Annotated in this window: 24 protein-coding genes and 1 riboswitch; of the genes, 18 read left to right on the forward strand and 6 right to left on the reverse strand. The window is 45.9% G+C overall.

From position 1 onward, the window contains the following. Nucleotides 1-18: 18 nt before the first annotated feature. Complete coding sequence (locus PTW35_RS21600; RefSeq protein ID WP_281028919.1) at nucleotides 19-411, forward strand: VOC family protein; 393 nt, start codon at nucleotides 19-21, stop codon at nucleotides 409-411. A gap of 62 nt (nucleotides 412-473) precedes the next feature. Here the strand turns inward: PTW35_RS21600 and PTW35_RS21605 are convergent, their stop codons facing one another. Continuing rightward, on the reverse strand, nucleotides 474-1,403 hold the full coding sequence (locus tag PTW35_RS21605) for a YeeE/YedE thiosulfate transporter family protein (protein WP_281028920.1): 930 nt from the start codon (nucleotides 1,401-1,403) through the stop codon (nucleotides 474-476). Between the two features lie 173 nt (nucleotides 1,404-1,576). Between PTW35_RS21605 and PTW35_RS21610 the strand changes: the two genes are divergently transcribed. Then, a complete protein-coding gene (locus PTW35_RS21610; RefSeq protein ID WP_281028921.1) occupies nucleotides 1,577-3,340 on the forward strand; it encodes a bifunctional UDP-sugar hydrolase/5'-nucleotidase in 1,764 nt (587 codons plus the stop codon). A 353-nt stretch (nucleotides 3,341-3,693) separates the two neighbouring features. On the opposite strand, the gene ribB is transcribed toward PTW35_RS21610, so the two are convergent. Together ribB and PTW35_RS21620 are read right to left on the reverse strand one after the other, a co-directional pair. Beyond that, complete coding sequence (gene ribB, locus PTW35_RS21615; RefSeq protein WP_281028922.1) at nucleotides 3,694-4,371, reverse strand: 3,4-dihydroxy-2-butanone-4-phosphate synthase; 678 nt, start codon at nucleotides 4,369-4,371, stop codon at nucleotides 3,694-3,696. A 160-nt stretch (nucleotides 4,372-4,531) separates the two neighbouring features. Next, nucleotides 4,532-4,704, reverse strand: a riboswitch (FMN riboswitch). Nucleotides 4,705-4,797: 93 nt separating this feature from the next. Then, nucleotides 4,798-5,742: a hypothetical protein gene (locus PTW35_RS21620; protein WP_281028923.1), complete on the reverse strand. Its 945-nt coding sequence runs from the start codon at nucleotides 5,740-5,742 to the stop codon at nucleotides 4,798-4,800. A gap of 269 nt (nucleotides 5,743-6,011) precedes the next feature. Here PTW35_RS21620 and PTW35_RS21625 point away from each other — a divergent pair, with 269 nt between their 5' ends. From PTW35_RS21625 to PTW35_RS21670, 10 genes are all read left to right on the forward strand, one after another. Then, nucleotides 6,012-6,203, forward strand: coding sequence for a hypothetical protein (locus PTW35_RS21625; RefSeq protein ID WP_281028924.1), 192 nt, complete (start codon nucleotides 6,012-6,014; stop codon nucleotides 6,201-6,203). A 314-nt stretch (nucleotides 6,204-6,517) separates the two neighbouring features. Continuing rightward, nucleotides 6,518-6,799: an HlyU family transcriptional regulator gene (locus tag PTW35_RS21630; RefSeq protein ID WP_281028925.1), complete on the forward strand. Its 282-nt coding sequence runs from the start codon at nucleotides 6,518-6,520 to the stop codon at nucleotides 6,797-6,799. A gap of 436 nt (nucleotides 6,800-7,235) precedes the next feature. Continuing rightward, nucleotides 7,236-8,792: a Re/Si-specific NAD(P)(+) transhydrogenase subunit alpha gene (gene pntA, locus PTW35_RS21635; protein WP_281028926.1), complete on the forward strand. Its 1,557-nt coding sequence runs from the start codon at nucleotides 7,236-7,238 to the stop codon at nucleotides 8,790-8,792. Nucleotides 8,793-8,802: 10 nt separating this feature from the next. Beyond that, nucleotides 8,803-10,179, forward strand: coding sequence for a Re/Si-specific NAD(P)(+) transhydrogenase subunit beta (gene pntB / locus PTW35_RS21640; protein ID WP_281028927.1), 1,377 nt, complete (start codon nucleotides 8,803-8,805; stop codon nucleotides 10,177-10,179). A 291-nt stretch (nucleotides 10,180-10,470) separates the two neighbouring features. Further along, nucleotides 10,471-11,910 (forward strand): sensor histidine kinase VxrA, encoded by a 1,440-nt coding sequence (vxrA, locus tag PTW35_RS21645; protein WP_281028928.1) that lies wholly within the window; start codon nucleotides 10,471-10,473, stop codon nucleotides 11,908-11,910. Then, a complete protein-coding gene (locus PTW35_RS21650; RefSeq protein WP_281028929.1) occupies nucleotides 11,885-12,547 on the forward strand; it encodes a response regulator transcription factor in 663 nt (220 codons plus the stop codon). Before vxrA ends, PTW35_RS21650 begins: the two co-directional genes overlap by 26 nt. Nucleotides 12,548-12,554: 7 nt before the next feature. Then, on the forward strand, nucleotides 12,555-13,418 hold the full coding sequence (locus PTW35_RS21655) for a DUF2861 family protein (protein ID WP_281028930.1): 864 nt from the start codon (nucleotides 12,555-12,557) through the stop codon (nucleotides 13,416-13,418). A gap of 156 nt (nucleotides 13,419-13,574) precedes the next feature. Next, nucleotides 13,575-14,780 carry an NnrS family protein gene (locus tag PTW35_RS21660; RefSeq protein ID WP_281028931.1) on the forward strand — a complete coding sequence of 402 codons (1,206 nt, stop codon included), beginning with the start codon at nucleotides 13,575-13,577 and terminating at the stop codon, nucleotides 14,778-14,780. A 67-nt stretch (nucleotides 14,781-14,847) separates the two neighbouring features. Further along, on the forward strand, nucleotides 14,848-15,018 hold the full coding sequence (locus PTW35_RS21665) for a YoaH family protein (protein ID WP_281028932.1): 171 nt from the start codon (nucleotides 14,848-14,850) through the stop codon (nucleotides 15,016-15,018). Nucleotides 15,019-15,218: 200 nt separating this feature from the next. Next, complete coding sequence (locus PTW35_RS21670; RefSeq protein WP_281028933.1) at nucleotides 15,219-15,734, forward strand: phosphohydrolase; 516 nt, start codon at nucleotides 15,219-15,221, stop codon at nucleotides 15,732-15,734. Nucleotides 15,735-15,786: 52 nt separating this feature from the next. Here the strand turns inward: PTW35_RS21670 and nadE are convergent, their stop codons facing one another. Continuing rightward, the gene (gene nadE / locus PTW35_RS21675; RefSeq protein WP_281028934.1) at nucleotides 15,787-16,623 is read right to left on the reverse strand and encodes an ammonia-dependent NAD(+) synthetase; all 837 of its coding nucleotides are present in this window, start codon (nucleotides 16,621-16,623) and stop codon (nucleotides 15,787-15,789) included. Nucleotides 16,624-16,805: 182 nt separating this feature from the next. Between nadE and PTW35_RS21680 the strand changes: the two genes are divergently transcribed. Continuing rightward, nucleotides 16,806-17,327 (forward strand): nicotinate-nicotinamide nucleotide adenylyltransferase, encoded by a 522-nt coding sequence (locus PTW35_RS21680; RefSeq protein ID WP_281028935.1) that lies wholly within the window; start codon nucleotides 16,806-16,808, stop codon nucleotides 17,325-17,327. Nucleotides 17,328-17,690: 363 nt separating this feature from the next. Further along, complete coding sequence (locus tag PTW35_RS21685) at nucleotides 17,691-17,888, forward strand: hypothetical protein (protein WP_281028936.1); 198 nt, start codon at nucleotides 17,691-17,693, stop codon at nucleotides 17,886-17,888. Nucleotides 17,889-17,912: 24 nt separating this feature from the next. On the opposite strand, the gene PTW35_RS21690 is transcribed toward PTW35_RS21685, so the two are convergent. Next, nucleotides 17,913-18,542, reverse strand: coding sequence for a hypothetical protein (locus PTW35_RS21690; RefSeq protein WP_281028937.1), 630 nt, complete (start codon nucleotides 18,540-18,542; stop codon nucleotides 17,913-17,915). Nucleotides 18,543-18,788: 246 nt separating this feature from the next. On the opposite strand from PTW35_RS21690, the gene PTW35_RS21695 reads away from it, so the two are divergent. Continuing rightward, entirely contained in the window at nucleotides 18,789-20,171 is a 1,383-nt protein-coding gene (locus PTW35_RS21695) for a histidine kinase sensor domain-containing protein (RefSeq protein WP_281028938.1), read from the forward strand. Nucleotides 20,172-20,216: 45 nt separating this feature from the next. Here the strand turns inward: PTW35_RS21695 and PTW35_RS21700 are convergent, their stop codons facing one another. Then, the gene (locus tag PTW35_RS21700) at nucleotides 20,217-20,657 is read right to left on the reverse strand and encodes a hypothetical protein (RefSeq protein WP_281028939.1); all 441 of its coding nucleotides are present in this window, start codon (nucleotides 20,655-20,657) and stop codon (nucleotides 20,217-20,219) included. 270 nt (nucleotides 20,658-20,927) lie between these two features. On the opposite strand from PTW35_RS21700, the gene PTW35_RS21705 reads away from it, so the two are divergent. The 3 genes from PTW35_RS21705 to PTW35_RS21715 all read left to right on the forward strand — a co-directional run bounded on the left by PTW35_RS21705 (nucleotide 20,928) and on the right by PTW35_RS21715 (nucleotide 25,310). After that, nucleotides 20,928-23,021, forward strand: a complete 2,094-nt coding sequence (locus tag PTW35_RS21705; RefSeq protein WP_281028940.1) for a TonB-dependent siderophore receptor — start codon at nucleotides 20,928-20,930, stop codon at nucleotides 23,019-23,021. Between the two features lie 194 nt (nucleotides 23,022-23,215). Further along, on the forward strand, nucleotides 23,216-23,977 hold the full coding sequence (locus PTW35_RS21710) for a DUF3450 domain-containing protein (RefSeq protein WP_281028941.1): 762 nt from the start codon (nucleotides 23,216-23,218) through the stop codon (nucleotides 23,975-23,977). Between the two features lies 1 nt (nucleotide 23,978). Then, on the forward strand, nucleotides 23,979-25,310 hold the full coding sequence (locus PTW35_RS21715) for a MotA/TolQ/ExbB proton channel family protein (RefSeq protein WP_281028942.1): 1,332 nt from the start codon (nucleotides 23,979-23,981) through the stop codon (nucleotides 25,308-25,310). The last annotated feature ends 71 nt before the right edge of the window (nucleotides 25,311-25,381 follow it).

A 25,381-nucleotide genomic window follows, 5' to 3' on the forward strand; every position in this document is an offset into this window, starting at 1 on the left:
TTATCTTGGAGATGTCAGATGGCGAAAATTATTCACTCAATGGTACGCGTTGGTGATTTGGATAAATCATTGAAATTCTACAAAGAAGCATTGGATCTGGATGTCGCAGAGCAGTTGGATTTCGAAGGGTTTAGCTTGGTGTACCTTCGCAATGAAGAGAATGATATGGAGCTGGAGTTGACCTGGAATGAAGGAACAGAGGTTTACACCCATGGCAGCGGTTACGGTCATATTGCTGTTGCAGTTGACGAACTTGAAGCTGAGCATCAAAAATTGACCGAACTTGGCTATGAGCCTGCTGAAATCAAAGAGTTTTTCCGAGATGGCCAGTTGCTAGCGAAGTTTTTCTTCGTGCAAGATCCAGATGGTTACAAGATTGAGTTCCTGCAGCGACATGGCCGTTACCAGTAACTGAGCCAGTTGTTGCTTTTTCGGGGTAACCTGCTTAAAACCACGCGAGTTGCCGCGTGGTTTCAGGCTTTGTCCTTGTTCATCATTCGGTGATAGGCTTTGCGTATCGCTAAACCGGTCGTTATTCCGATGATAATAAAGAGAATAGCGATTGCCCCTGCAGGGGAAAAAGCGGGTAGGGTAATCAGCAGCTGAGAGTCGTTTCCGCCCAGCGCCAGAGATGCGCCAAGCCCCATAATTGTCCCAGCAAACAAATGGGAGAGCAGTTGCTTTAAGCGAAATTCAAAATCCAAAAGAGATAATCGGTTTTTTGCTCCCATAGCCATTCCGGCGATTAAGCCTGCAATCACAGCGTACCTTTCCAGTTCGGGCCAGTTGTCGATACCTTGGTGGTAAACACTGTAAGAGATGTCTTTGAGCAACTGGCTAGGGGACCACTGCGGCTCAATTAAGGTCAAGATACTTGCAGTGATCCCGAAAAACATCACCCCGAAAAGTAATTTGCGCCGTTCCGGTGTCGTTTTGATTATCGAAAAAAACAAAACTAATAGTAGTGGGATTAGTACTTGCAAGATAGGGGAGTGAATAGGTTCAAGCGGTTGGTAGTTCACAGGTGGTGTGAGCGCGGGTAACAGCAGCCAGCCGATGGTCCAGCCAACAATGGTTGCCATCATATAGTAGTGACCACTAGCCAGTTTAGAAATAGTCGAAATCGAACAGCCTTTGTTCAAAGCGGCACCGAGGCCGAACAGCATTCCTCCCACTAAAAAATGGATGGTGCCATCAAAGCGATTGGCCAGGAAGGGGATCCATTCCTTTCCAGTAAAGGGGACGATGAGCCAATACCAGAAGCCGCAGCATAATATGGCTAACAAGAAGGCTGGACGGCGGGCTATAAGTTCATGTACAGCGCGAACCATGCAGAGCCCTGTCCGCTGGGCAAGATAGCCTAATACCATGGCAAGAAAGATAGCAAAGATTACTTGCATCATTAGTATCTGTCGTCATTGATTTGTCATGGGTTTAAATATAATACGTATTTGTAAGTGTGATTTAATTCGCGGTAAGGAGTGTGAAATAAAAATAAATTCTCATAAAAATCTGAGTTTGAACTGCTTTTGATATAAGATAACGTTTCGCAAAATGTGGAGGCCTACAACGTTTTATGACACAAATTCATCGCTCGGCAAAGATAACGTTTGCCCACATCAATGATACTCACTCGCACTTTGAGCCATCGACAATCGCTTTGCAGATCCCTTCGCCTTCTTCTGGGTCAACAATGTCAGTGTTCGCAAGTTGTGGTGGTTTTGCTCGGGTATCGACAGCGGTGAGAGAAGCCAAAAAGCAGGCGATGATGCATGGACGTGAATTTATGTTTGTTCACGCCGGTGATTGCTTTCAAGGAACGTTATTCTTTTCCTTGTACAAAGGAACAGCCAATGCGACATTGCTCAATGCTATTGGCATAGATGCGATGGCGTTGGGCAACCATGAGCTTGATATGGGCAATCAGGTTGTTGCTGATTTTATGGATCTAGCCAATTTTCCTTTGCTTGCTGGAAACTGGGACTTATCTAACGAGAACAGGGATAAAGCCAATCCGTTGTCCCTCAAGCCAAATGTAATGGCCTATGACAGTGAACACGAGCACGCAAAATATCTTGTCAAGGATATCGACGGCGAGCCCGTTGCGATTTTTGGCTTAGCAATTGAAAACATGGCAGGTATTGCCAACCCGGATCCTGACACCCATTTTCTCAATGTGACTGCTGTCGCTCAAAATACCGTTGCTGCGATAAAGCGTGCGGGTATCAATAAAATCGTGGTTCTAAGCCATCTAGGTTACGAACGGGACTTAGAGCTAGCCAGCCAGGTTGATGGTGTTGGTGCGATTATTGGCGGCCACACGCATACAATGCAGGGTGACTTTAGCAATATCGGCTTTAGCGTTGCTGATGAATATGCGGTGCAGATCAACGGAACCTATGTGGTTCAGGCGGGATGCAATGCTCTGGCTCTAGGGCAGCTCGAACTCGACTTCAATGCCGATGGTACAGTGGCGAGAGCCGCGGGTAGAAATCAACTGCTGCTGGGCAGGCAGTTTACTGTTGATGCTAGCCGAAGCGAGCACCTTGATGATTCCACCCATCAGGTGGTGAAAGACTACCTCAGTGCGCAAGGGAACGTGTGCTTCTGTGTAAAAGACCCACAGATAGAAAATGTGCTTAACCAAGACTATCGGCCTGCAGTTAGAGAGCTCCAAACCCAGCAGGTAGCGGTGTTGACTGAATCCCTGCGCCACATCCGAGTTCCGGACCATAAAGGGCCCAGCCAGATAGCGCCACTCGTTGTTGATAGCTTTGTTTGGTCTTCGCGGCAGCGCGGCCATGCGGTTGATTTTGGTATTCATAATGCTGGCGGCGTAAGGGCGTCATTGCATGCCGGACCAATCACTGCGGCAGATATTTCCGGCCGTTTGCTCCCCTTCGCGATAGGGCTTATGGTCTATGAAGTCAGCGGTAAGCAATTGCGGGCTGCACTGGAAGGTGCTATCAACAATGCCATTGATAATGGTGTTGAAGGGACGGGAAGTGGGAGCTTTCCGTATACCTCTCGCTTGAAATACACCTATCGTTGCTGTGCAGCTGAAGGGCAGCGAATTGAGGTGCTGAAACTTTATCGGAATGGCGCATGGGAAGATATTCAGGATCATGCTAATTATCTTTCTGTGTCATCGGGCTATACCGCAACGGGAAAAGAGGGATACGGCGCTTTGGTGAACAGTAATATCGACCCGATACCGTTGAATATCACGATGGCTGATGCCTTTGAGGAATATGCTAGAGATAGAGGCTCGTTCGGTGCTTTTGAGCAGACCATGATCGATTTTATACCGTGCGGCTGTGAACAAGAGCATGTCGCTTAAGCGGTACTGCCTCACAGATAGTTGCTAAATGTAATCTCCGGTAAGCGCTGCTTACCGGTTTTTTTTTGATTAAAGTAAATACCTTTCCGGTCGTTATATCTGAACAGATGCTGTTTATTGTTAATTATGTGAATTAAATGAAGCGAATATTGTCCTATTCACAGGATGCGTTTCATATCACGGTATTTTCACGATCTGGGGTCAAGGATGAATAAAGACTGGAACGATATAGCGGTTGTTATGGGGTGGGTATCCGCTTGGGCTGTTTTGATGCATTTTATGCCGACGGCATAAACGGAAGGTTAAACGTTGCCGAGCTCTGATGATACACGGCAACGGTATTAATATTGGGATTAGGCTGTTAGCGTCTCAATAGATTCAGCGTTTGCCACTTCTTTGGCCAAGCGATAGGCAGCCAGATCTTCGATGGTAAGTACTGGCATATTATGCTGTTTGCCAAATTCGATCACTTCAGGCAGGCGGGCCATCGTGCCGTCCGGATTAGTCAGTTCGCAAAGAACCCCATATGGCTTCATACCGGATAGGCGCATCAGGTCAACCGTCGCTTCTGTATGGCCACGGCGAGCTAGGACACCCTCAGGGTTCGCTTTGAGCGGGAATACATGACCAGGACGGCTGAGATCTGCTGGTACGGCGTTATCAGCAATTGCCGCCTTGATGGTGGTGACACGATCAGCAGCAGAGACCCCAGTGGTTACCCCTTTGGCTGCTTCGATTGTTACGGTAAAGCCGGTTTGGTTTGCACTGGTGTTATTCTCCACCATCATCGGCAAATCAAGTTGCTTGACGCGCTCATCGGTCAGGCACAGGCAAACAATCCCAGAACACTCGCGGATCATCAGCGCCATCTGCTCACTGGTTAAGGTTTCGGCTGCAAAGATAATATCGCCTTCGTTTTCGCGGTCTTCATCATCAACAACCAAAACACCACGACCTTGGCGGATAGCTTCAAGACCGGCTTCTACGCGCTCAAACGCAGAACCATACGGGGCTAGTAGAGACTGATTCATGGTAAGGAACTCCTAAAATAAACATTTACCAGAATCAGGGCATGGAAAGTCAGCAAGCACAGTCAAACAAGCAACTGGCAAGAAGCAATATACGGCATCACCGCTTGGGTGATCGCACTGTATAGAAAATGCTTGTCCGTTTGATAGACAAGTACTGTACTGAGATCCTCTTTCATCCGGACTATAACCGTCGGCTCTGGAGTGGTAAGGCATTGCCTGACTGAACCAGATCTGCTGACCTTATCAATTGAAAATCAATAAATAAGCGCTCGCGGGCTTTCCTGTTGAAGGACTACCGCCGGTGGGGAATTTCACCCCGCCCTGAGAATTCCTTTGCACTATAAGGAAAAGGAAATTGGCGTGCAAGACGATAGCCGGTATTTATTTGATAATTTTGATATCAAGCACTTAATTTATCCCCAGATGTTATTTTGAGTGACCCGTTTGGGGTGAATAATAACGAGTTGTGATGTAGTTGTTTACCCACCTAACCAACAACGGCAATGCGTAAGTTGGGATCTGTAGAGCACCAAGCAGTAACAGAAAATCAGGCCCCAAATAAGCGCCAGCGACTGTAAATGTGAGTAACACATTGCGGTTGGAAGATGTGATAGCAGCAAGGAGAGCGATATCTTTGCCCTGGCGTAGATAAAATAAAATACTGGCGACAAAAAACAGCAAGCACAAACCGAAAGAGATGAAGATATAGTGCAATGCTATTGAAGGAGCGGTATCAAAAATACCTCTCAATGGTCCAACAAGCCCAAACGGAAAAGCAAAAACCAATATGATGGTGACTTGTGAGAGTTTACTGTGAATGCGGGTTAGGGTCGGTCTGGGCACGTAATGGTAAACCAATGCTGAAAATGCCATTGGACAGGCGATAAATATGGCCAAACGCATCAGATAGCTAGCAATATCCAGTGAAAATTCATCATTTTGAAATAGGAGTAAATTGATATAGAGAACTATAGGCATTAACAGCGTGGTAGCGATAGTCATTACCATTGCTGTTAAAGCATTGAGCCCCACGGAGCGTGCAATAGCCGGGGTTGCGAATAAGGAGCCTGTCGCTGACACTGCAGCAATTGAAATGAGCAGGGAATTAGAGGCTCCGAGAAAATACCCGAGGCTGCATGCAAAAACGGTCATGACTACACTGTGAAGCAAGGCGTAACCCCAAGACTTTTTCAGCTTGAGTTCTGCTAGCAGGGCCTTTTGCTCGATGCCAAGCAGTGTAAACAGCATCAGGAAGAACAATACATAAGGTAAAAAAGGGAAAACTATCAATGAAGCTTGTGGCCAAGCCAAGCCTGCCAAGGTTGCTATTATCAGTAAAACTGACGAGTGTTTTGAGATAAAGTGCAGCATCACAACATTCCACAAAATTTGATTGTTGATTTATTGTTACGGTAATGGCTTTTGCAGTGCAAGGGAATACCTAAACAAGCAAAAAATATTCAATTATCGTGTGTTTATTCATAAAGAATACATGACTTTTCATCTACTAGCTTGGTGGTTTAACGAGGCTTTAACGTATTAGAAAAACTAATCCTTTTGTGGAAATATTGTCATTTTTGGTTGCAATCTGATCAGCTTAAAATAACCACAATTGATAAAAATAGAAACGAGAGGCAATCATGGCACAGGCAATGAACTTTGACACCATCGCAACCCCTACCGCAATGGACCAAAAAGCCTATGCGGTTAATATCAAAGGATTGATTGCACACGCATTTGATATCGTTTTTGGTCGCAAAGATTCACCAAAACAATACAATGTTCAAGATTTACCGGTCCATATCCAGAAAGATATTGGTATGTATCGCTAAACAAATGCATAAGATGAATACTAAAGCGCTGGTTTACCGGCGCTTTTTTGTTTGTGCTTCAGCGTGTACAGCAAAGTGGAACTGTCTTCGCCAAAGCCTCGGCTATGGTCGGTGATAGGGCGATAACCGAGATAAATCAATCTTATCCGAATGCTGTGCAAAACTTTATCTTACGAAACGGTCAGATTAGCAGATAGTTAGAGGGAAATTCGTTAAAGCGACTAATCTTTAAGAATTTAATCTTGCTTTCATTTTTTTTTATTAGATTATGGCATGATGTCACTGTATAAAAGCGCTTTTTGGAGATAATTGACGTGGGTTTCTTCTCAAAATTATTTGGTTTTAGTAAACAGGAAGCCAAGGCTGAATCTGTGGAGCCGATTGAATATGAAGGTTATTTGATCTACCCAGAACCGAAGGCTGAAGGCGGACAGTTCCGTATAGCAGGAAGAATCTGCAAACAGTTTGATCAGGAAGTGAAAACACACATGTTTGTCCGATCTGATTTGTTATCCTCCAAAGCTGATGCCGAATCTTTCATGATCAACAAGGCGAAGATGTTCATCGATCAAACTGGCGATAAAATGTTCGGCTAACCTTTGTTGCCTGCTAGTCTTCTCTACCGCTAGCAGGCAATTCAAATAGGTAGGGAGAGCTGCAACGAATGTTTGTAGTGCAACACTCATCAGGGAATGATGATTGTCTTATCCTTTTCAGGACCAACCTCATCTCCTTGGTGTTTTAAACGACAATAACACCTTTCAGATATCTGAAAATGGACACTTCTAGCGTAAGGCTGAGAAAAGTTAGTGATTTATGCATTGTTGAGTGCATACATTATTAATTTTATTTGTGGTTTGACCTCTGTCCAGGTGTTCGGAACGTTATTTTCTTACTGTTAGAAGGTAACATTTGTTAATCATAACAACGCTTATGTAATTTAATTTTGTATTTCAGCTACAAAGTGCTTGATATTGTGTGCGTGGTTGGATAAAAAATTGTTACTTATTTGCCGTAATTTAGGGATTGATAATGCAAATTGGTGTGCCTAAGGAAATATTCGCGAATGAAACGCGGGTAGCTGCTACGCCCAAAACGGTTGAGCAGTTTATAAAAATGGGGTTCAGTGTTGCTGTCGAGCAGAATGCCGGTATTCATGCAAGTTTCGATGATGCTGCGTATGAGGCTGCAGGCGCCACTGTGGTTGGATTAGAAGATGTATGGGCTTCGGATATTATTCTGAAGGTCAACGCGCCACAAGTTAATGACCAAACGGGTGTTGACGAGTTTGACTTGATCAAAGATGGGGCGAGCTTAGTCAGCTTTATTTGGCCCGCTCAAAATGAAGCGTTACTAGAAAAGCTTTCTGGTAAAAACATCAATGTGATGGCGATGGACTCTGTTCCCCGTATTTCACGAGCACAGGCACTCGATGCATTGAGCTCAATGGCTAACATTGCGGGCTATCGTGCAGTCGTTGAGGCGGCTCATGAGTTTGGCCGCTTTTTCACCGGCCAGATTACTGCAGCGGGTAAAGTACCGCCGGCCAAGGTGCTCGTGGCTGGTGCCGGTGTTGCCGGTCTTGCCGCTATCGGTGCGGCAGGCAGCTTGGGTGCCATCGTCAGGGCCTTTGATGTTCGTCCCGAAGTAAAAGAGCAGGTCGAATCTATGGGGGCCGAATTCCTTGAAGTTGATTTTAAGGAAGACACTTCAACCGGTGATGGCTACGCCAAAGAAATGTCTGATGATTTCAACAAGGCGGCAGAGAAGCTGTATGCCGAGCAGGCCAAAGATGTTGATATCATAATCACGACGGCATTGATCCCTGGCCGCCCGGCACCGAAACTGATCACCAAAGAAATGGTTGATTCAATGAAGCCGGGGAGCGTGATTGTTGACCTGGCCGCAGCCAACGGCGGTAACTGTGAGTATGCCGAGGCAGGCAAAGTGATCACGACTGACAATGGGGTCAAGGTGATCGGCTATACCGATATGGTAGGGCGTTTGCCGACTCAGTCATCTCAGCTGTACGGCACGAACTTGGTTAACCTTTTCAAGCTGTTGTGCAAAGAAAAAGACGGCGCCATCGATATTGATTTTGATGATGAAGTGCTCCGCGGTCTAACGGTGATCAAGGAAGGTGAAGTTACCTGGCCTGCACCACCGATTAAGGTTTCTGCTGCTCCGGCTCCTGAAGCCCAACCTGTTGTAGAGCCAGTCAAGAAAGAAGAGAAGCCGACCTCACCGGCCAAGAAGTACGGTTTGATGGCGGCGGGTATCGCTGCATTTGGCTGGATTGCCAATTATGCACCTACTGAATTCCTTTCTCACTTTACTGTTTTCGTATTGGCCTGTGTGGTGGGCTACTACGTGGTTTGGAATGTAACGCACGCACTACACACCCCGCTAATGTCAGTAACAAATGCTATTTCCGGCATCATTATCGTTGGTGCGTTGCTGCAGATAGGCCAAGGTAGTGGCTTAGTGACTTTCCTTGCCTTTATTGCGGTACTGATAGCCAGTATCAACATATTTGGTGGTTTCACCGTAACCAAGCGCATGCTTGAAATGTTCCGTAAAGATAAATAAGGAGTAACAAATGTCTGCAGGAATCGTACAAGCAGCTTACATTGTTGCTGCTGTATTATTTATTATGTCGTTGGCGGGCCTTTCAAAGCAAGAGACGGCACGTTCGGGTAATTACTATGGTATTGCCGGCATGGCAATCGCCTTGATAGCGACCATCTTTGGCCCTGAATCACAGGGTACTGTTTGGGTTATCATCGCGATGATCATAGGTGGTGCGATCGGTATCTACTATGCACGACGAGTAGAAATGACCGAAATGCCAGAGCTGGTTGCTATTCTCCACAGCTTCGTGGGTATGGCGGCAGTGCTGGTTGGCTTCAATACCTATTTCGATCATGGTGAACTAACAGGAGTTATGCTCAATATCCACCTTGTGGAAATTTTCCTAGGGGTGTTCATTGGTGCGGTCACCTTTACAGGATCGGTGGTGGCATTTGGTAAGCTTCGTGGCTCGATCTCATCGAAACCGCTTATGCTGCCTCATCGCCATAAGCTAAATTTGGCAGCTGTTGTAGTTTCTTTGTTGTTGATGATTGCCTTTGTTAAGGCAGAAGGCTCTACAGCTGCGCTGGTTGTTGTGACCTTGATAGCATTTGCTTTCGGTTACCATTTGGTTGCCTCCATCGGTGGTGCGGATATGCCTGTCGTGGTTTCGATGCTGAACTCATACTCGGGCTGGGCCGCGGCGGCAGCAGGCTTCATGTTAGCCAACGACCTCCTGATTGTAACCGGCGCATTGGTAGGTTCTTCAGGTGCTATCCTGTCCTACATTATGTGTAAGGCGATGAACCGCTCTTTCATCAGTGTTATTGCCGGTGGTTTTGGTACCGACGGTTCGGTCGCGGCAGCGGATGAAGATCACGGCGAACATCATGAAGCATCAGCAGAAGAAGTTGCTGAAATGCTAAAAGATGCACGCTCCGTTATCATCACTCCTGGATACGGTATGGCAGTTGCACAGGCGCAATATCCAGTGCATGAAATTACTGAAAAGCTACGTAACAAAGGTGTTAACGTACGCTTCGGTATCCACCCGGTTGCGGGACGACTACCTGGCCATATGAACGTATTGTTGGCGGAGGCAAAAGTTCCGTATGATATCGTTTTGGAAATGGACGAAATTAACGAAGACTTCGCTGAAACAGACGTGGTGTTGGTGATCGGTGCGAATGACACTGTTAACCCTGCTGCGCTAGAAGATCCAAACAGTCCAATTGCGGGGATGCCTGTGCTGGAAGTGTGGAACTCCAAGCATGTTATTGTCTTCAAGCGTTCGATGAATACAGGTTATGCCGGCGTGCAGAACCCGTTATTCTTCAAAGAAAACTCACAGATGCTATTTGGTGATGCGAAAGAGTCTTGTAACAAGATCCTAGAGCACATCTAAGAAGGGCTTTTTCTGCCTTTAGTGAGAAAGATATTGAAAGGGAGCCTTTGGCTCCCTTTGTTTTTTCTGGCCTGTGGCTATATCCCAAAAGGGGGGGGCCAGTGTTGAATTGTGGAATTCCTAATAGCGATAATGATTTGTTAGTTAAAGCAAAATGGCGATAGAATTAAGTTTATGTAAGCAATAGCCGTTCTTTTCTTGCGTAACTTACGCGGTTTGAGTGCACATTTATCCATCAGGCTAATGACAAAGCCCTGACATATCCGAAAAGCGGGGTGATAGACTTCTGTTATGAAAAAATTCGTCTTACTGTTCTCACTGCTGTTTGCCGGCACCGATACTGCGTTGGCAGAAAACTTACCCGAGCGTCTCAATGCGGTTCGGGCTGAGCTATTAGAAAGTGAGTCAGTAGCGACTTATGATTTCAGGCAGTTACAAGGGCAGTTTCCAACGCAACTATTGTTACCGTCAGCGCTGTTGCCTCAGTCGGCGACATACCCGCTGAAGTCATTGCAGCGGTTATATAGTAATTCATTGACTTGTAAGGGGCCTTGGCCGGTAACGCCTTTGCTGACTCAGCCGCTGGTTTTTACCCGGGCTATTTGTAACAACACCGTTTTACCGATCGGCTGGTTTTCAAGAGCAGGCTATATTCATCCTGGTGGGGGAAGTTATGCATCAAGGTATTTGGATAAGCACCCGGAACTAAAAGAAAAGCTTGGTGACTTTCTTCATATCCAAGAGCGGGATTTGGCTCCGACTAATACTGCGTTAGGGCGATTACAACGTATGAGCCGCGATGAGATTCATGTCTATATCGCTGGTGCTGAAGCCTTTATTTCCAATGGCGAACTATGGATTCGTAATGGTAATGAATACCATGTCTATGATCAGCCAAGGTGGTCGCCAATCCTTAACCAGTTTGATGTGAATTTTACCCGATTGAATACAACCAGCTTTTGTATACTGAAAAGCGGTAATATCTGTTGGGAAGAAGAGGATAAGTCGCACCTGACGTTCTACCTATTGGTAGGCTTGCTGGTGGTAAACATCAGTTTGTTGTTTGGCTGGGGCTTCTATCGTTGGCGAATTCGTCGAAGAGCCATGCAAGAGCGAATGTTGGTCCTTCAGATACTGACTCACGAGCTGCGAACTCCCATAGCAAGTTTGGCTATGACAGTTGAGGGTTTTCGAAGACACTTTGATGCGCTGCCTGAAACCTTATATGATGAGTTCAGGCGATTGACAGAAGACTCTCGGCGCTTGAGACAGCTTGCGGAAGCAAGTAAAGATTACTTACAAGCGAATCAACAGGAGCTAAGTGTGCAACATGTTGATTCGTTTAATGAATGGGTTGAGTACCTGAGTGAACCATATGAAGTAACACTGGATCTCGCTGAGGATCGCCCTGTAGATGTGAACATATATTGGTTGGGCACCTGTATTGACAATTTGTTGTCAAATGCCCACAAGTATGGCGTAAAGCCAGTAAAATTAACTTCATCGTATTCAAACGGAAAATTAATTGTAAGCGTTTCAGATAACGGTCAGCTTGGTGCAAAAGACTGGGCAAGATTAAGAAAGCCATTCGTAAGCGAACGCGGACTAGGGCTTGGGCTTACAATCGTTGAATCGATGATCCGAAGAATGGGAGGGCGAATGAAGTTAGTTGGCCCTCCGACAACTTTTATATTGGAGATACCGTGTGAATCAAACTCTGCTTCTGGTTGAAGATGACCGCAACCTTGCTGATGGTTTACTCGAGAGCTTAAAAGGGGCAGGCTACCACTGCCTTTATGCTGATTGTGCGTCAAATGTTGCTGAGCACTGGGCTCAGGCTGATCTCGTTGTACTTGACCGTCAGTTGCCTGAAGGTGACTCTCTAAGTTACCTGAGTGATTGGCTGAAGATTAAACATGTACCCGTGATTTTGTTAACTGCGATGGTATCTGTTTCCGATAAAGTCATTGGCCTCGACTCGGGTGCCAAGGACTACCTAACAAAGCCATTTGCTGAGGAAGAACTTCTTGCTCGAATTCGCCTTCACCTTCGTTCTGGTGCGCCCGAGGCGGCCCCGAGCAATACGGTGTCGGTTGGCAACATTACTATCGACCTTGATAGTCGTGAAGTTAACCAGGGGGGTGACAGCGTCACTTTAACCCGTACCGAATTTGAACTGCTGGTATTTTTGGCGAAAAATGCTGGGCGAGTCTTTACCCGGGATGAGCTTCTTGATCAGGTTTGGGGCTATAACCATTACCCAACAACCCGAACTGTTGATACTCATATCCTTCAGTTGCGACAAAAACTACCGGGCATTGAGATTGAGACCCTTCGCGGTGTAGGCTATCGGATGAAGTCCGCATAAGCTTGTTATGTCCAATTTATCGATAGCCTGTTCACTGTTGGTTTTGCATTCGGCGCTGTGGGCGCCGAGTGTTCTTGCCAGTTGGTTTGTTTCTCAAGATGTTTTCACGATGGCCCATCAAAAGCTACTCGAAGGTAAAACCAGCGAGAGCTTTGGTGCTATGGTACAAGCTTGGCAGCAATCCCCCAGTGTTGATCAACAAAACAACCTCAACGATTTGCTCCAGCTTGCTATTACTGAAGATTGTGGGCGAAGCCTCGATGTTACCGCATTGCCACCGTGGTTATCGACCCTGGTTATCCAGCGAGAGATGGTACAGAACCAAAACCAGGTTTTGCCGCGCTTGGCTATCACCGGTACTTCTGAGCAGCGAATTACGAACATCGATTTTATACGTTGGCCTGAAGAGTCAGTGTTGTCCGCGACCCCAAAAATCAATAACGGTGGCTATTTTTCCTTAGAAACTAAACGATTGGAAAAAGCCAGCAGTGAGGGGCTGTACCAGATGATCATTAGTGCGGATGGTGAGGAAAGCTACAAAACGTGGGTTCTTCTGACTCGTCCTCACAGTAAGCAACGTATAGGTTGGGTAGATAGCCGGAATTGGCGCATTGAGAGGAATGGTCTTCCTGACAAAGTCTGCCCATCTCCTGTCTTGTCAATGAATATTTACGATCTCAATGACACGTCATGGACACCGCTTTGGACTGAAAATGTCGATGGCAAGCTGCCCACGACTTTGCCTGACATCGATTTACCTGATGGCCGTTATTGGTTGAGTGTTGGTATTATTCATAGCCGATGGCAGGGGGAAATTGCTATTCGGGATATCCAGAGTATTACTCGACCTGTCGAACATTCAGATATGTAAACGCAGCAGAATATGCGACCCATTAGTAAGGTGTCGAATCTAATCCACTGATTTATAGCAGCTATTTATTGCGTCTCGATTAATTTATAAAGATGTATTTTCATCGCAACTTTAAAGGTGTATTATTTATGCATGTTTAGAGTGGGTGATGAAACCATGATGCAAATTCTTGATAGTGAAAAAGAGCAAAAGATCCTGCCTTTATTTCGCTTAGCCTTTCGACCGTTTTTCCTTGCCGCAAGTATGCTGTCTGTTGTCTCTATGTTGCTTTGGGGAGGATTTTGGGCCGGTAATGCCTCGCTAGCTGGTTATATGTATAGCAACCCAATTTGGTGGCATAGCCATGAAATGCTGATTGGGTTTACGGGGGCAATTATTATTGGTTTCTTGCTGACTGCAGTACAAAACTGGACAGGGAATCCGGGTGTTAGGGGATGGAAACTTGCGACCATCTTTGCTTTTTGGCTGACTGCAAGACTGGGTATGTTTACCAGTACGCCACACGTAGCCTGGATGGTCATCGATCTTGTTTGGTTGCCATTGGCTGCCGGTTTTCTCGCTCATCCCATCATAGTCCGTCGCCAGTGGAACAACTTGTTCTTTGCGCCTTTGATTGTGCTGATGACCGTACTGAATGCTTTGTTTCACGTTATTGCGTTAGGCGAGAGTGATATTTCATTGCGCGCTGTGTCATTTGCGACGGTTATGGTTATCAGTGTTATCGTTCTTGTCGTCGGGGGGAGGGTGATCCCATTCTTTACCTGGCGTGGGACGCAAACTGAGCAAATTACTCGGATCAAAGGGTTGGAATATGGTGCTTTGCTGCCTAGTTGGTTGCTATTGCTCAATGTTTTATTGCCTTTGCCGGAGCAAGTATCGGCATTCACACTTCCCGCATTGCTAGCGGTAACGGGTATCATGCATTTGATCCGCTTTGTTCGCTGGCGCACGCTCTCAACAATTCGCGTTCCATTACTGTGGCTACTGCACTTTGCATACCTTGCGATGATTGTTGGTATGGTGTTGTTGGCCGTGCACTATTTAACAGGCAGTGTGGACTACAGTGTTGCGCTTCATGTAATGACTGTCGGCGGAATTGGTTGCATGATCTTGGCAATGATAGCCCGTGTCTCTCTGGGTCATACGGGGCGTGCACTACAAATTAAGCCTGTGATGGTGGGAGCATTTGTTGCTCTGGTGTTGGCGACACTTTCTCGTACGCTACTAATCGCGTTCCAGCCAACGATGACGATTCAGGGCTATATTATTTCAGCTGGGTTGTGGGCACTGGCATTCACAATATTTACAGTAGTGTACTTTCCGATCTTATCCAAACCCCGTATCGATGGAAGGCCAGGTTAAATAGCAGGTGACAATATCGACCCAAGTCAATAAAATATGTGCTCTATTATTTCGGGTAAGATGAATTATGTTTAACAACACGCCGACATTGACTCACGCACAGCAACAAGAAGCTGCGGAAAAAATCCATGAGCTGATGGCACAAGGGATCAGCAGTGGTGAAGCAATTATGATTGTCGCTAATGCAATTCGAGAAGCGGAAGCGAAAAAAGTAGAGTCGGAAGACGATCAAAATTAATTTGTCTTATCCCTGATACAAATTACATAAAACGGGCACCTATTGGCGCCCGTTTTTTCATCAAATCGTGCAATAAATCTCAGTTGTTTGTTGCTAATTGGGTACAATCAAGCTTATAAGAGTGTTCATGCCCTAATTTATGATCTGGCCTTATTGGGTTGGGGTATGGTCGTTGTCAGATTTAGATGAAGGAGGGAAGGATGAATAACCGTTACCTCAAGGCTCGTACATTGGCCCGGGCCAAGCACAAAGGACAGATGTACGGTGACGTTCCATATTATATCCATCTCGATGCAGTTTCTCGCTTAGCGAGCCCGTTCGGCACTGATGCAATGATCGTGGCACAGCTGCATGATGTACTTGAAGATACTGAAGCAACGATAGACGAATTGGTTGCGGATTTTGGTTTTCTAGTTGCTGACGCGGTCAGCTACATGACTGATGACAAATTAGAAAATAGACAAGCAAGAAAGGATCAAATTAACCTGCGACTTGCAACGCTCGATACGGTTGAAGAGGCGGCAAGAATTGCATTAATCGTTAAAGCCTGTGATCGTTTAGCTAATGTTCGAGCTAGTTTGTACAGTAATCACCATTTTTACCAGCTTTATCAGGAAGAACACCACGCATTTAAACAGTCGGTATATCGCAAAGGCTTATGTGAAGCTATTTGGTGGGAACTTGATAATTTATTACGCTATTCAGAAGCATCATGAAAGAAGGGCTCATATTGAGCCCTTTTTGTTACATATTCCAGAATAGCCAGGCTTATTCTTCGTCGTAAATAGTAGGAATCGGCTGACGCTTGTGCTGCGTTGCTTTGTAGATCCCCACTAAGCGATCAGCAACAAGCTCATCGATGGCTTTCCCCTCAAGGAAGTCATCAATTTGGTCGTAGCTGATGTTCAGCGCATCTTCGTCGGCTTTTTGTGGTGCCAACTCTTCGAGATCGGCGGTTGGAACTTTGAATACAAGTTGTTCCGGTGCCCCCAGTTTAGCCGCAACTTGGCGAACCTGGCGTTTGTTCAGGCCAAACAACGGGGCAAGATCGCAAGCGCCATCACCGAACTTGGTGTAGAAACCGGTGATATTTTCAGCCGAGTGATCCGTGCCCAATACGAGGCCACCGACCAAGCCGGCAATCTCATACTGGGCAATCATGCGGGTACGGGCTTTTACATTGCCTTTAACGAAATCGACAGAGCCTTCATTTTCAGGAGTAAGTCCTGTGCCTTCCAGCGCCTGAAGCGTACTGGCATGGGTTCCGTCTACACCGTCTTTGATATTGACGCTAACAGAATGGCTAGGCTGGATAAATGACAGGGCAAGTTGTGCTTCGTCTTCGTCTTTTTGCTCGCCATAAGGTAAACGAACAGCAATGAATTGATAATCATTAGTTTGTTCGGCTGCATTCAGGCCCTCAATGGCCAGTTGGGCTAGACGGCCAAGTGTGGTTGAATCAACACCGCCACTGATACCTAAAACCAGTGACTTGCATCCTGACTGTTTGAGTTTTTTCTGAATAAACGCAATTCGGCGTTCAATTTCAAAATCCACATCAATTTTTGGTAATACGCGCATTTCGTCGCGAATTAACTGTTCCATAATGAATCAATCCTCAGGGGCGTGCCCAATTTGTAACCATATAGCGTTATTTAATGCAAAAAAAAGATGAAATGCACTAAACCTTTTGCAAAATATGCGATAACTCTATGTAAGGATCAATCCTCTTACGCGAAATAAGTAAAATATTCAGCAAAACGGCATAAAAAAAGGACATTCCAGTCATGACAGCATCAATTGCCATTTTCGGTAGTGCATTTAATCCACCGAGCCTTGGCCATAAGTCAGTGATCGAGCGTTTAACTCATTTTGATAAGGTCATTTTACTCCCAAGTTTCAGTCATGCATGGGGTAAGCAGATGCTGGACTTCGATTTGCGCTGTCAATTGGTGGAAGCATTTATTGAAGACCTAGCGATGGATAACCTTGAGCTCTCGACCCTCGAAAAAGAGATAGCGATAGGGGATGAAGCCATTACCACATTTGCTGTCCTCGAGGCGTTAGAGCAAAAGTATCCGGCGGCGCACCTAACCTTTGTCGTCGGCCCTGACAACTTTCTCAATTTTGCCAAGTTCTTCAAGGCCGACGAGATAATGCAGCGCTGGCAGGTACTTGCCTGTCCCGAAACGGTCAAGGTCCGAAGTACCCAAATTCGTGAGCAGATTATCAATAATCGCAAAATCTCACATTTAACAACGAACAAGGTTGCTACAATGCTGAGTGAGAATAAGTGGTATGCCAATTAGGTGTTGGTAATGCCGTTGTGTTGTAGTGAGTATGGTTAAGCAGTAATCATGTTTGTGTTGTCATTATCATCTGGGTTGTTGTTGTCAAGTTTCTACTTGAATACGACACCATGTTTTCCCCCTTCCGACGGTCAATCATCTCAATTGCCGATAGGCAGCTACAACACAGACAACATTGAATGTAATCCCCTTACTTTGTCAGACTCCTATGTTCGTGAGGCCAGAATTAAAAGCCCAGCCCATGTAGAGTGGAAGCTCGCTAGTAAGCCAAAACAAAGCTTTTGGGATAATTGGGCGCGAGAGTTTGATTCGCCTTTCTTGTCTTCGACCGTATCGTCCAGCTTTTATGGTTTGGGGGTATGGATGCCCGAGAAGTTTGCTGAGGATGACTTGCTTGATGTGGATGAAATCAAAGAGCTGATCAAGAAATACGGTTTACAAATGAGCTTTGGTATCGGTGGTGCAAACGGTCAGTCACCTCGGTTACGTTTGGACTACCGGTGGCACGAGGATCGCGACTTGGAGGACGTGTTTATCCAAGTTGAGATCCCCTTTCAATAATGGCGTCAATGTACAATCGCTCATTTACTTTTCAAGCAACTTCGAGGCGAGTTTATTAGCCTCATATCCATCCAAATTCGCCTCGTAGAAAGAAAACACTTCGATTTCGGGATAGCGCTCCGTCATTAGGGCTCGATCTCTATCTGCTTGGTAACTGTGGCGAATAACACCGAAACCTGTAGGGTATGGGGTATTCCAAAGTTGACTATTAGCAACCAGGCTAGATGTCAGGAATTGCCCGATATACGTGACTTGGTGTTCACTAATATCAAAATATATCGCCAGATTCTGGTTGGATTTTGAGCGTACAGTTTGCCGGCCATTGGTGCCTTTGAATTGAACTTGGTTTATTTCATAGCGCCCAACAGGAAGCTCAGCAACGAAAATTTGGCCTTTGTCAGTTACCGACTCAAAATCGGATTTTTTCTGCGTGTTTGTTAACGTGATTGTTTCGGCTTTACCGGTGGGGCGAATGGAGAGGGTGGTAATGATACCCTCACCGGTCGACGGCCACTCTGTCGTCACACCTAGACTACCGGCAAGGTAGCCCGTTTCGCGAGAGCTGGTTGCAATCTCATCAGGGACTTTGATATAGATGCCGCTGCTACATCCCCATAGCAACATACACGAAGTCAGAATGATGAAGCGTTTCATTTGTGGCGTCCTTGCAAATAAAATTGCTGTTGTATCTTTCGGCTATCTCTGGGGTTATTAAACCTTATACACATCGAATAAGACAGGTGTGTAAACAAAATTTGTTAATTTGGTACATGAATTAATAATAAGCACGAAATAATCCGCAAGAGACGGTGCTCAGTGTGGTGGTGTCTAAGTAAAGAAACAAATACATATTTCGCTCAGCCTTATGTTACTCTAGCAAAAAATCACCTGTAAGTTGTAATGAGTTGTATTGTTATTCGTAAATTAAGATCGGCATTTTGCTTGGGTGATCGCGAGGGGTTGGCGTTCAAGCTGTTTTCGTCGTTTGCGCTTAGCTTGTTTATCATATTATTGCTGCAGCATCTTGCAGAAGCCGCGATGATAAGGGTGTTGTTGCATATCCCTGAGAAAATCAAAACAGAAATGGTTGAGTTGTCCTATCAGGCTGAAGTAAATATCCAAGCAGGCGATATGGATGAACTGGCCGATTGGGAGCGAGGACAGAGATATTATTTATTTGTGCTTGATCACAATCAGCAGGTGATAAGTGGGCGGGATATGCATCCTCACTTCGAGTTCAAGCTGCAATTTGCCCGAGATATTGACACCATTTTTGATAACAAGGTAAACCAGCCAATCATAGCGCTTCCACTGAGGACAGGGCATACCTTGGTCATACAGTTTCCATATGAACGTCATCCAGCGCGTTACTTTACTTACTACTTCACGATAATTCAGGTTGTGATTGCGGGGTTGATTCTCGGGGCGCTGTCACTGCTGTTAGCAAGGTATTTACAAACGCCGCTAAATAAGCTGAAGATAGCTAGCCATCGTTTAGCCGAAGGTGATTTCTCGGTAAGGGTGGGGCGTGAAGTGGGTGATACGGTGACCGAGTTTTCCGCATTGGCAAATAGTTTTGATCATATGACCACCCGTATTAATGCGTTGTCAGAGAAACAAAAGTGCTTGATCAGGGATGTTTCCCATGAATTGAAAACACCTTTGGCGCGTCATGATTTGGCTATACACCTGCTAAGACGCAAACTCCCCCAAGAGTACCATGGCTTGTTAGCTCGCCTAGAGCGCGAATCAACAGAAATGAATGTACTGGTTAGCGAAATCCTCGAATACAGTAGGCTTGAAAATGCCAGCTATCAGTTAAAGCTGCATCCTACGGATCTTTCCTGTCTGTGTGTATTACAAGTTGAAAAAATGCAGGATGCCTTAATGGAGCATCAAACGCTGTGCTACACAGGTGCAAGCGTTGAACAGCTTGCGCTGGTAGACCACGGGTTGATCTTGCGTATTTTGAATAATTTGATTGGCAATGCCATCAAGTATGCGGGTGAGCAAGCGTATATCCGTGTATCGGTAAGTGCCACGGAAAATAATGAGTTAGAACTGTGGGTCGAAGATGACGGGCAAGGTATATCACCACAGTGCATCGACACCATCTTTGACCCCTTTACCCGGGTACAGTCTTCGCGTGAGAAACAATCGGGTGGATACGGGCTGGGGCTTGCTATTGTCAAGGAAGCGGTATCTATTATGAACGGTAGGGTCGGTGCGGAAAACCTCACAAATGGTTTTAGGGTTAGAGTTAAATTGCCTACAACAGTTTGATTTTCATGCAAAATAAAGCCCGATGCGAATACATCGGGCTTTGTGTTATTTCTTTAGTCGTTCAACATCGATTACATTTTTGAATTTACTGGCTTTGCTGAAGATATAGTCTACGTCCGGCGGAAAGTCTTTATTGCTTTTGGCATGCTTCATCATGTCGAAGACTGTGAATTCAGCCATTACAGCGTACTGGTATTCTTTGAAGTCACCTTCGGCCTGCAGCGTAGGATCAAAGTACTGATCGCCTTTACGGATAATTGCATGGTCAACCACTTCATTTTCTAGGCGATAGCCGAGAACGTAGCGCTCACCTTTACCGTAGATGACATTCATATAGCTGTTATAGAAACATTCACCCTCGTTAGATGTACACGACTCAAGTACATCCTCGTCCATCGCAGAGACGGTGACGATACGCATTTTGTCTGCTTTTAGGTTAAGGGCTGTCAGTTGCTGACGAACGTTATCTAGGTTTACTTCTGTCACTTCAAATGTACCGATAATTTAAAAAAACATCGCATTATACCTGTCTGCCATGAAAATGACACATTTCCTGTATGGAGAACTGAGAGCGGTAACAGCTTGACGTACGTTTACAGGCCTTTACGAATGCAAAGAATGTAAATTATCTGCAAATGGTAATGCTTATCACTTATATTCCCTCCAGCACAAAAATGCATGTGGGTACGACTAAGCCGCCAAATAAATAAACCAACAATATGGCGCTGTATCTGAAATGATCTGGAGTAACGGAATATGTTTAACAAAAGTCAGTTGACTTTACTTATCGGTGCAATCCTCGCTGCGCCAACTGCCTATGCCCAAGAGCACATTGCAACAACAGATGTTGATGAACACATGGTGGTAACCGCCCGAGATTATGGTTACAAGGCTGATACCACTACAACAGCTATGCGTATTGAAGCGAGCCAGTTGGAAACCGCGGGGCAGGTATCTGTCATTGATGAACAACTGATTGATGAGCAACGTGCAAGCTCATTGGATGAAGTACTCGAGAACGACTCCAGTGTGTCCATTGGAGATAAAACTCGTAACCGAGTCACTTACTCACTGCGTGGTTTTGAGCTGCAAAGTGGAAGCGGCTTCCTTCGCGATGGCAAACAGCATTGGTCTCATTATCGCCAGCCGATAGAACTGCTAGAGCGAGTGGAAGTTGTCAAAGGCCCTTCGGGTCTACTGTATGGTAAATCAGCACCAGGTGGTCTGATTAACATGGTTTCTAAGAAGCCCACTTACGAGACTCAGGTTAATGTTAGCCAGGATATTGGTTCAGATAATGAATCACGTACAGTTGTCGATGTCAGCGGCGTGTTGAATGAAGCGCAGACGTTGCGAGCCCGTACGGTTGTTTCACAGCAAACCTATGACAATTGGCGTACGTATACTGACGGCAGCACTCCATCAACAGAACGATTTGTCGGCGGGTTGTTTGTTGATTATGACGTCAACGACAACGTCACTGTGTCTGTTCACTACGATAAAACACGTGACAAGGGCGGTGTAGACTCGGGTGCATACGTGAAAAACGGTGAAGTGGTATTGGGCGAAAACCATATTTGGGATGCCCAGTGGTCAGAAATTGAAAACAATGTCGAAAACTACGGGTTCGATATCAGTGCTCAACTGACAAATGTGTGGCGTATGTCTGCGAGCTACAATCACCAGAACTTCTTGCGTCACGATACCGAAAGTTTCTCCAAGCCTGAGACATACAACCCAGAAACGGGCACATTCGAATACCAAGGTTACGACCGACTGGATGACTGGCAGTTTGATACAGCGTATCTTGATTTTGTCGGTGAATTTTCGGCACTAGGTGTTGACCATCAGTTACTGGTTGGCTCCAACTGGTTGGGTTATTACTACCTTGGAAAAACTGACTCGATTAAAGGGCTAACCGCTGAGGTTGGTAAGCCGCTCGAAAAGCCAGACGGCTTGAGCTACAAGAATGCAGGGCCTAAAACACCAACAGAGCGTGACTCTTACGGTTTCTATATTCAAGATATGATAACGTTCAACGATCAGTGGCAAGCATTGGCTGGACTTCGCTATGACCGTGAAGAAACCAAAGGCAGTGATCTTGTCGAAGATGCACTCACGCCTAAAGTTGCTGTAATTTATCACCCGCACAGTAACGGTTCTATATATGCTTCCTACTCGGAAAGCTTTGAACCACAGGGTGAAGTCACAAGTGGTAAAGGCAAAGAGTACCGTAATGATGGTGAGCACCTGAAGCCGCGCAAGGGTAAACAGTATGAGTTGGGAACCAAATGGGAGCTTTTTGACGAGCGCTTGTTTGTAACTGGTGCGTTGTTCGATATTGCGCTGGAAGATGTTGCCCTTGATATTCAACACTCGGATGGTACCTACACCAAAACACAAGGCGGTGAACAAGTCCACCGTGGTGCAGAATTGGCATTGCAAGGTTACCTGACAGATCGGTTGTCTTTGCACGGCAACGCGATGTATCTAGACGCTGAGTATAAGAGCCATGCGGATTATCAAGGTAAGCGCCCGGCTGATGTACCAGAGTTTGGTGCGACAATTTGGTCTCGTTACGCGTTTGAGAACAATACCAATGTTAACCTGGGTGTGACTTACGTTGGTGAGCGCTATGGCGATGATGCCAATACGTTTAAGAAAGATGCGTATACTCGTATCGACATGGGCGTGTCACATACTATCCATTATGATCAGGACCTAGATTTCATTGCACGATTCAATGTCGAGAATGTCTTTGATACTGATTACATGATGGGGGGGGACAATACCAATGTGACACTCGGTGAAGGACGTAATTTCATCGCAACGTTGCAAGTGCGTTACTAAATGGATTAATAAGGGGGAGCAGCGTGCTTTCCCCCTTAGTTGTGTTATCAATGATGAAATCCAAATGGTATCTACTTTAATTTGGTGTATCTTGACTGTCACTCATCGGCCACGACTGGATGGGTTTATTTGTTTTTGGTATAGCCTTCATAGATTGAAGATTTTTAATTGTTATTAGTGCATTGATTTTAAGAATGAATATCAAGAAAACTAGCCTCGCGCTATTGGTACTTAGTCTCACCGCTGGCGTGCAAGCCAGTACACTGGGTGAAGCTCGTAACCTAGAAAGCTCAATGAATGCGGCCTCTGCCAGCAGCCAGGAAAAAATTGACCGCAGTGCTGAAGCCACGCTTTCGATGAAAGCGGAAATCGAGCAGCTTCAGGAAGAAGTGAAAAATCTTCAGGTCTACCACGACCACCTTGCAAATTTGGTATTAAGCCAGAACCTAGAGAAAGCTAGCCTTAATCAGCAGATTGAAGGGATCAAAGATACCCGTCAGGGGATAGTCCCGCTGATGTACAGCATGCTTGATGGCCTGAAAATCAATGTTGAATTAGACAAGCCGATTCGTAAAGAAGAACGGCTAGAGCGAATTCAAAAGCTGGAAAAGATGATGGTTCAGGCGGATATTAGTGATGCTGAAAAATATCGCCGAATTCTTGAGGCATACCAAATCGAACTCGATTACGGTACTAAGATGGGGATCTACCAAGGCCAAGTCGCGCTTGAAAGTGGTGTGCTTGAAGCGGACATGCTCTACCTTGGCCGTGTTTCCCTTGTTGCCCGAAGCTTAGATGGCAAAAACTACTGGTCATGGAACGAAAAAGAGTTTGTATGGCAATCACTTGACCACGCCTTTGCTTCGGATATCAACAAGGCATTTGCCATCGCTTCAAAGCAAGCTGCACCTAGCCTAATCACACTGCCTGTTTCAGTTAACGTGGAGACTAAGTAACATGAAAATCAAAGCGTTAGTGGCAGCGTTGTACCTGTTTTCTGTTCCTGTCGTTTCGGCAAATACGTCGCTGGTACAAGATACCCTTCAGGAAGCGAAAGTTCAGCAACAGCATAATGCCGAGCGTGAACTGGGCTTCAAGTTGACTGAGCAAGAATTCAAGGCCCAACGTGATGCCTTACTTAAGCTGCGCCAGCAACTGCAAGCAGACACTGACAAGTTAAGTACGACTTTCAGCAAAAATGAAAACGAATTGGCGAAACTGGAAGAGCAGCTCCGACTAGAAACTGGCAGCTTAGGTGAGCTGTTTGGCGTTGTTCGTCAAGCTGCCAAAGATCTTGATTCGGAAATGGCATTCTCTGTAACCGGTGTTGACCGTAACGATTACCGCCAGGTTGTCGACAGCATCGTTGCCGCAAGAACACTGCCTTCCCTAGAAGAACTCACGGATTTGTGGAAAGGGCTAGAAGAGCAAATTGTAGCAAGCCGTGAGCTTCGAGCGGTATCTGTACCCTTTATCGATGGCCAGGGTAAAAGTGCCAACGTCGATGCATACCGTTTAGGTAGCCTTGGCCTAATAGGCGACCAAGGCTACCTTGCCTGGGATGGAAAACGTGGTTCAGCTAAACCGTATTTGAAACAGCCTCAAAACGGCCCTGTTAGCAATCAGCTATCCGAACTGGAGCAGGGCGGCATGCTAGCTATGGTCGTCGACCCCTCTCGCGGATTTATGCTCGAACAGCTGGCCAATGCACCTGAGCTTAAAGATCGTATCGAGCACGGTGGCGTGGTCGGTAAGATCATCCTTGGCTTGCTTGCCGTTGGGCTAGGTATTGGCCTTATCCGCGGCACCAAGCTGTTTGCGATTCGCCAGCAGATCAAGAAACAGCTTAAAACCCCTGAAACTCCGGGCAATAACCCTTTAGGCCGAGTGCTTAGTGTTTACAGTAAAGAGCCAAACCGCAGTGTAGAGGCTCTGGAACTTCGCCTGCTAGAAACTATTGTTGATGAGCAGCAAGGCTTGGAGAAAGGCCTATCGATGTTGAAGCTGCTGGCTGCTCTAGCGCCGATGCTGGGGCTGCTGGGCACGGTAACCGGTATGATCGAAACCTTCCAGGTGATCACTCAGTTTGGTAATGGCGACCCCACAGTGATGGCGGGGGGGATTTCTATGGCTCTGGTAACAACAGTTTTGGGTTTGGTAGCGGCAATGCCTCTGTTACTGGCGCACAATATGTTGACGACCCAAGCTGAAACTATCCGTAGCATTCTTGAAAAGCAGGGTATCAGCCTGGTAGCCGAGCAAGCTGAAAAAGCAGGAATGACCGCATAATGGAAAGCAACCTGTATGAAGTTCCGCTAGTGCAAGCTTCATTCTTTGATGCTTGGAAATACTCACTAGAG

The organism is Photobacterium sp. DA100 (genome assembly GCF_029223585.1).
GTDB lineage: Bacteria > Pseudomonadota > Gammaproteobacteria > Enterobacterales > Vibrionaceae > Photobacterium.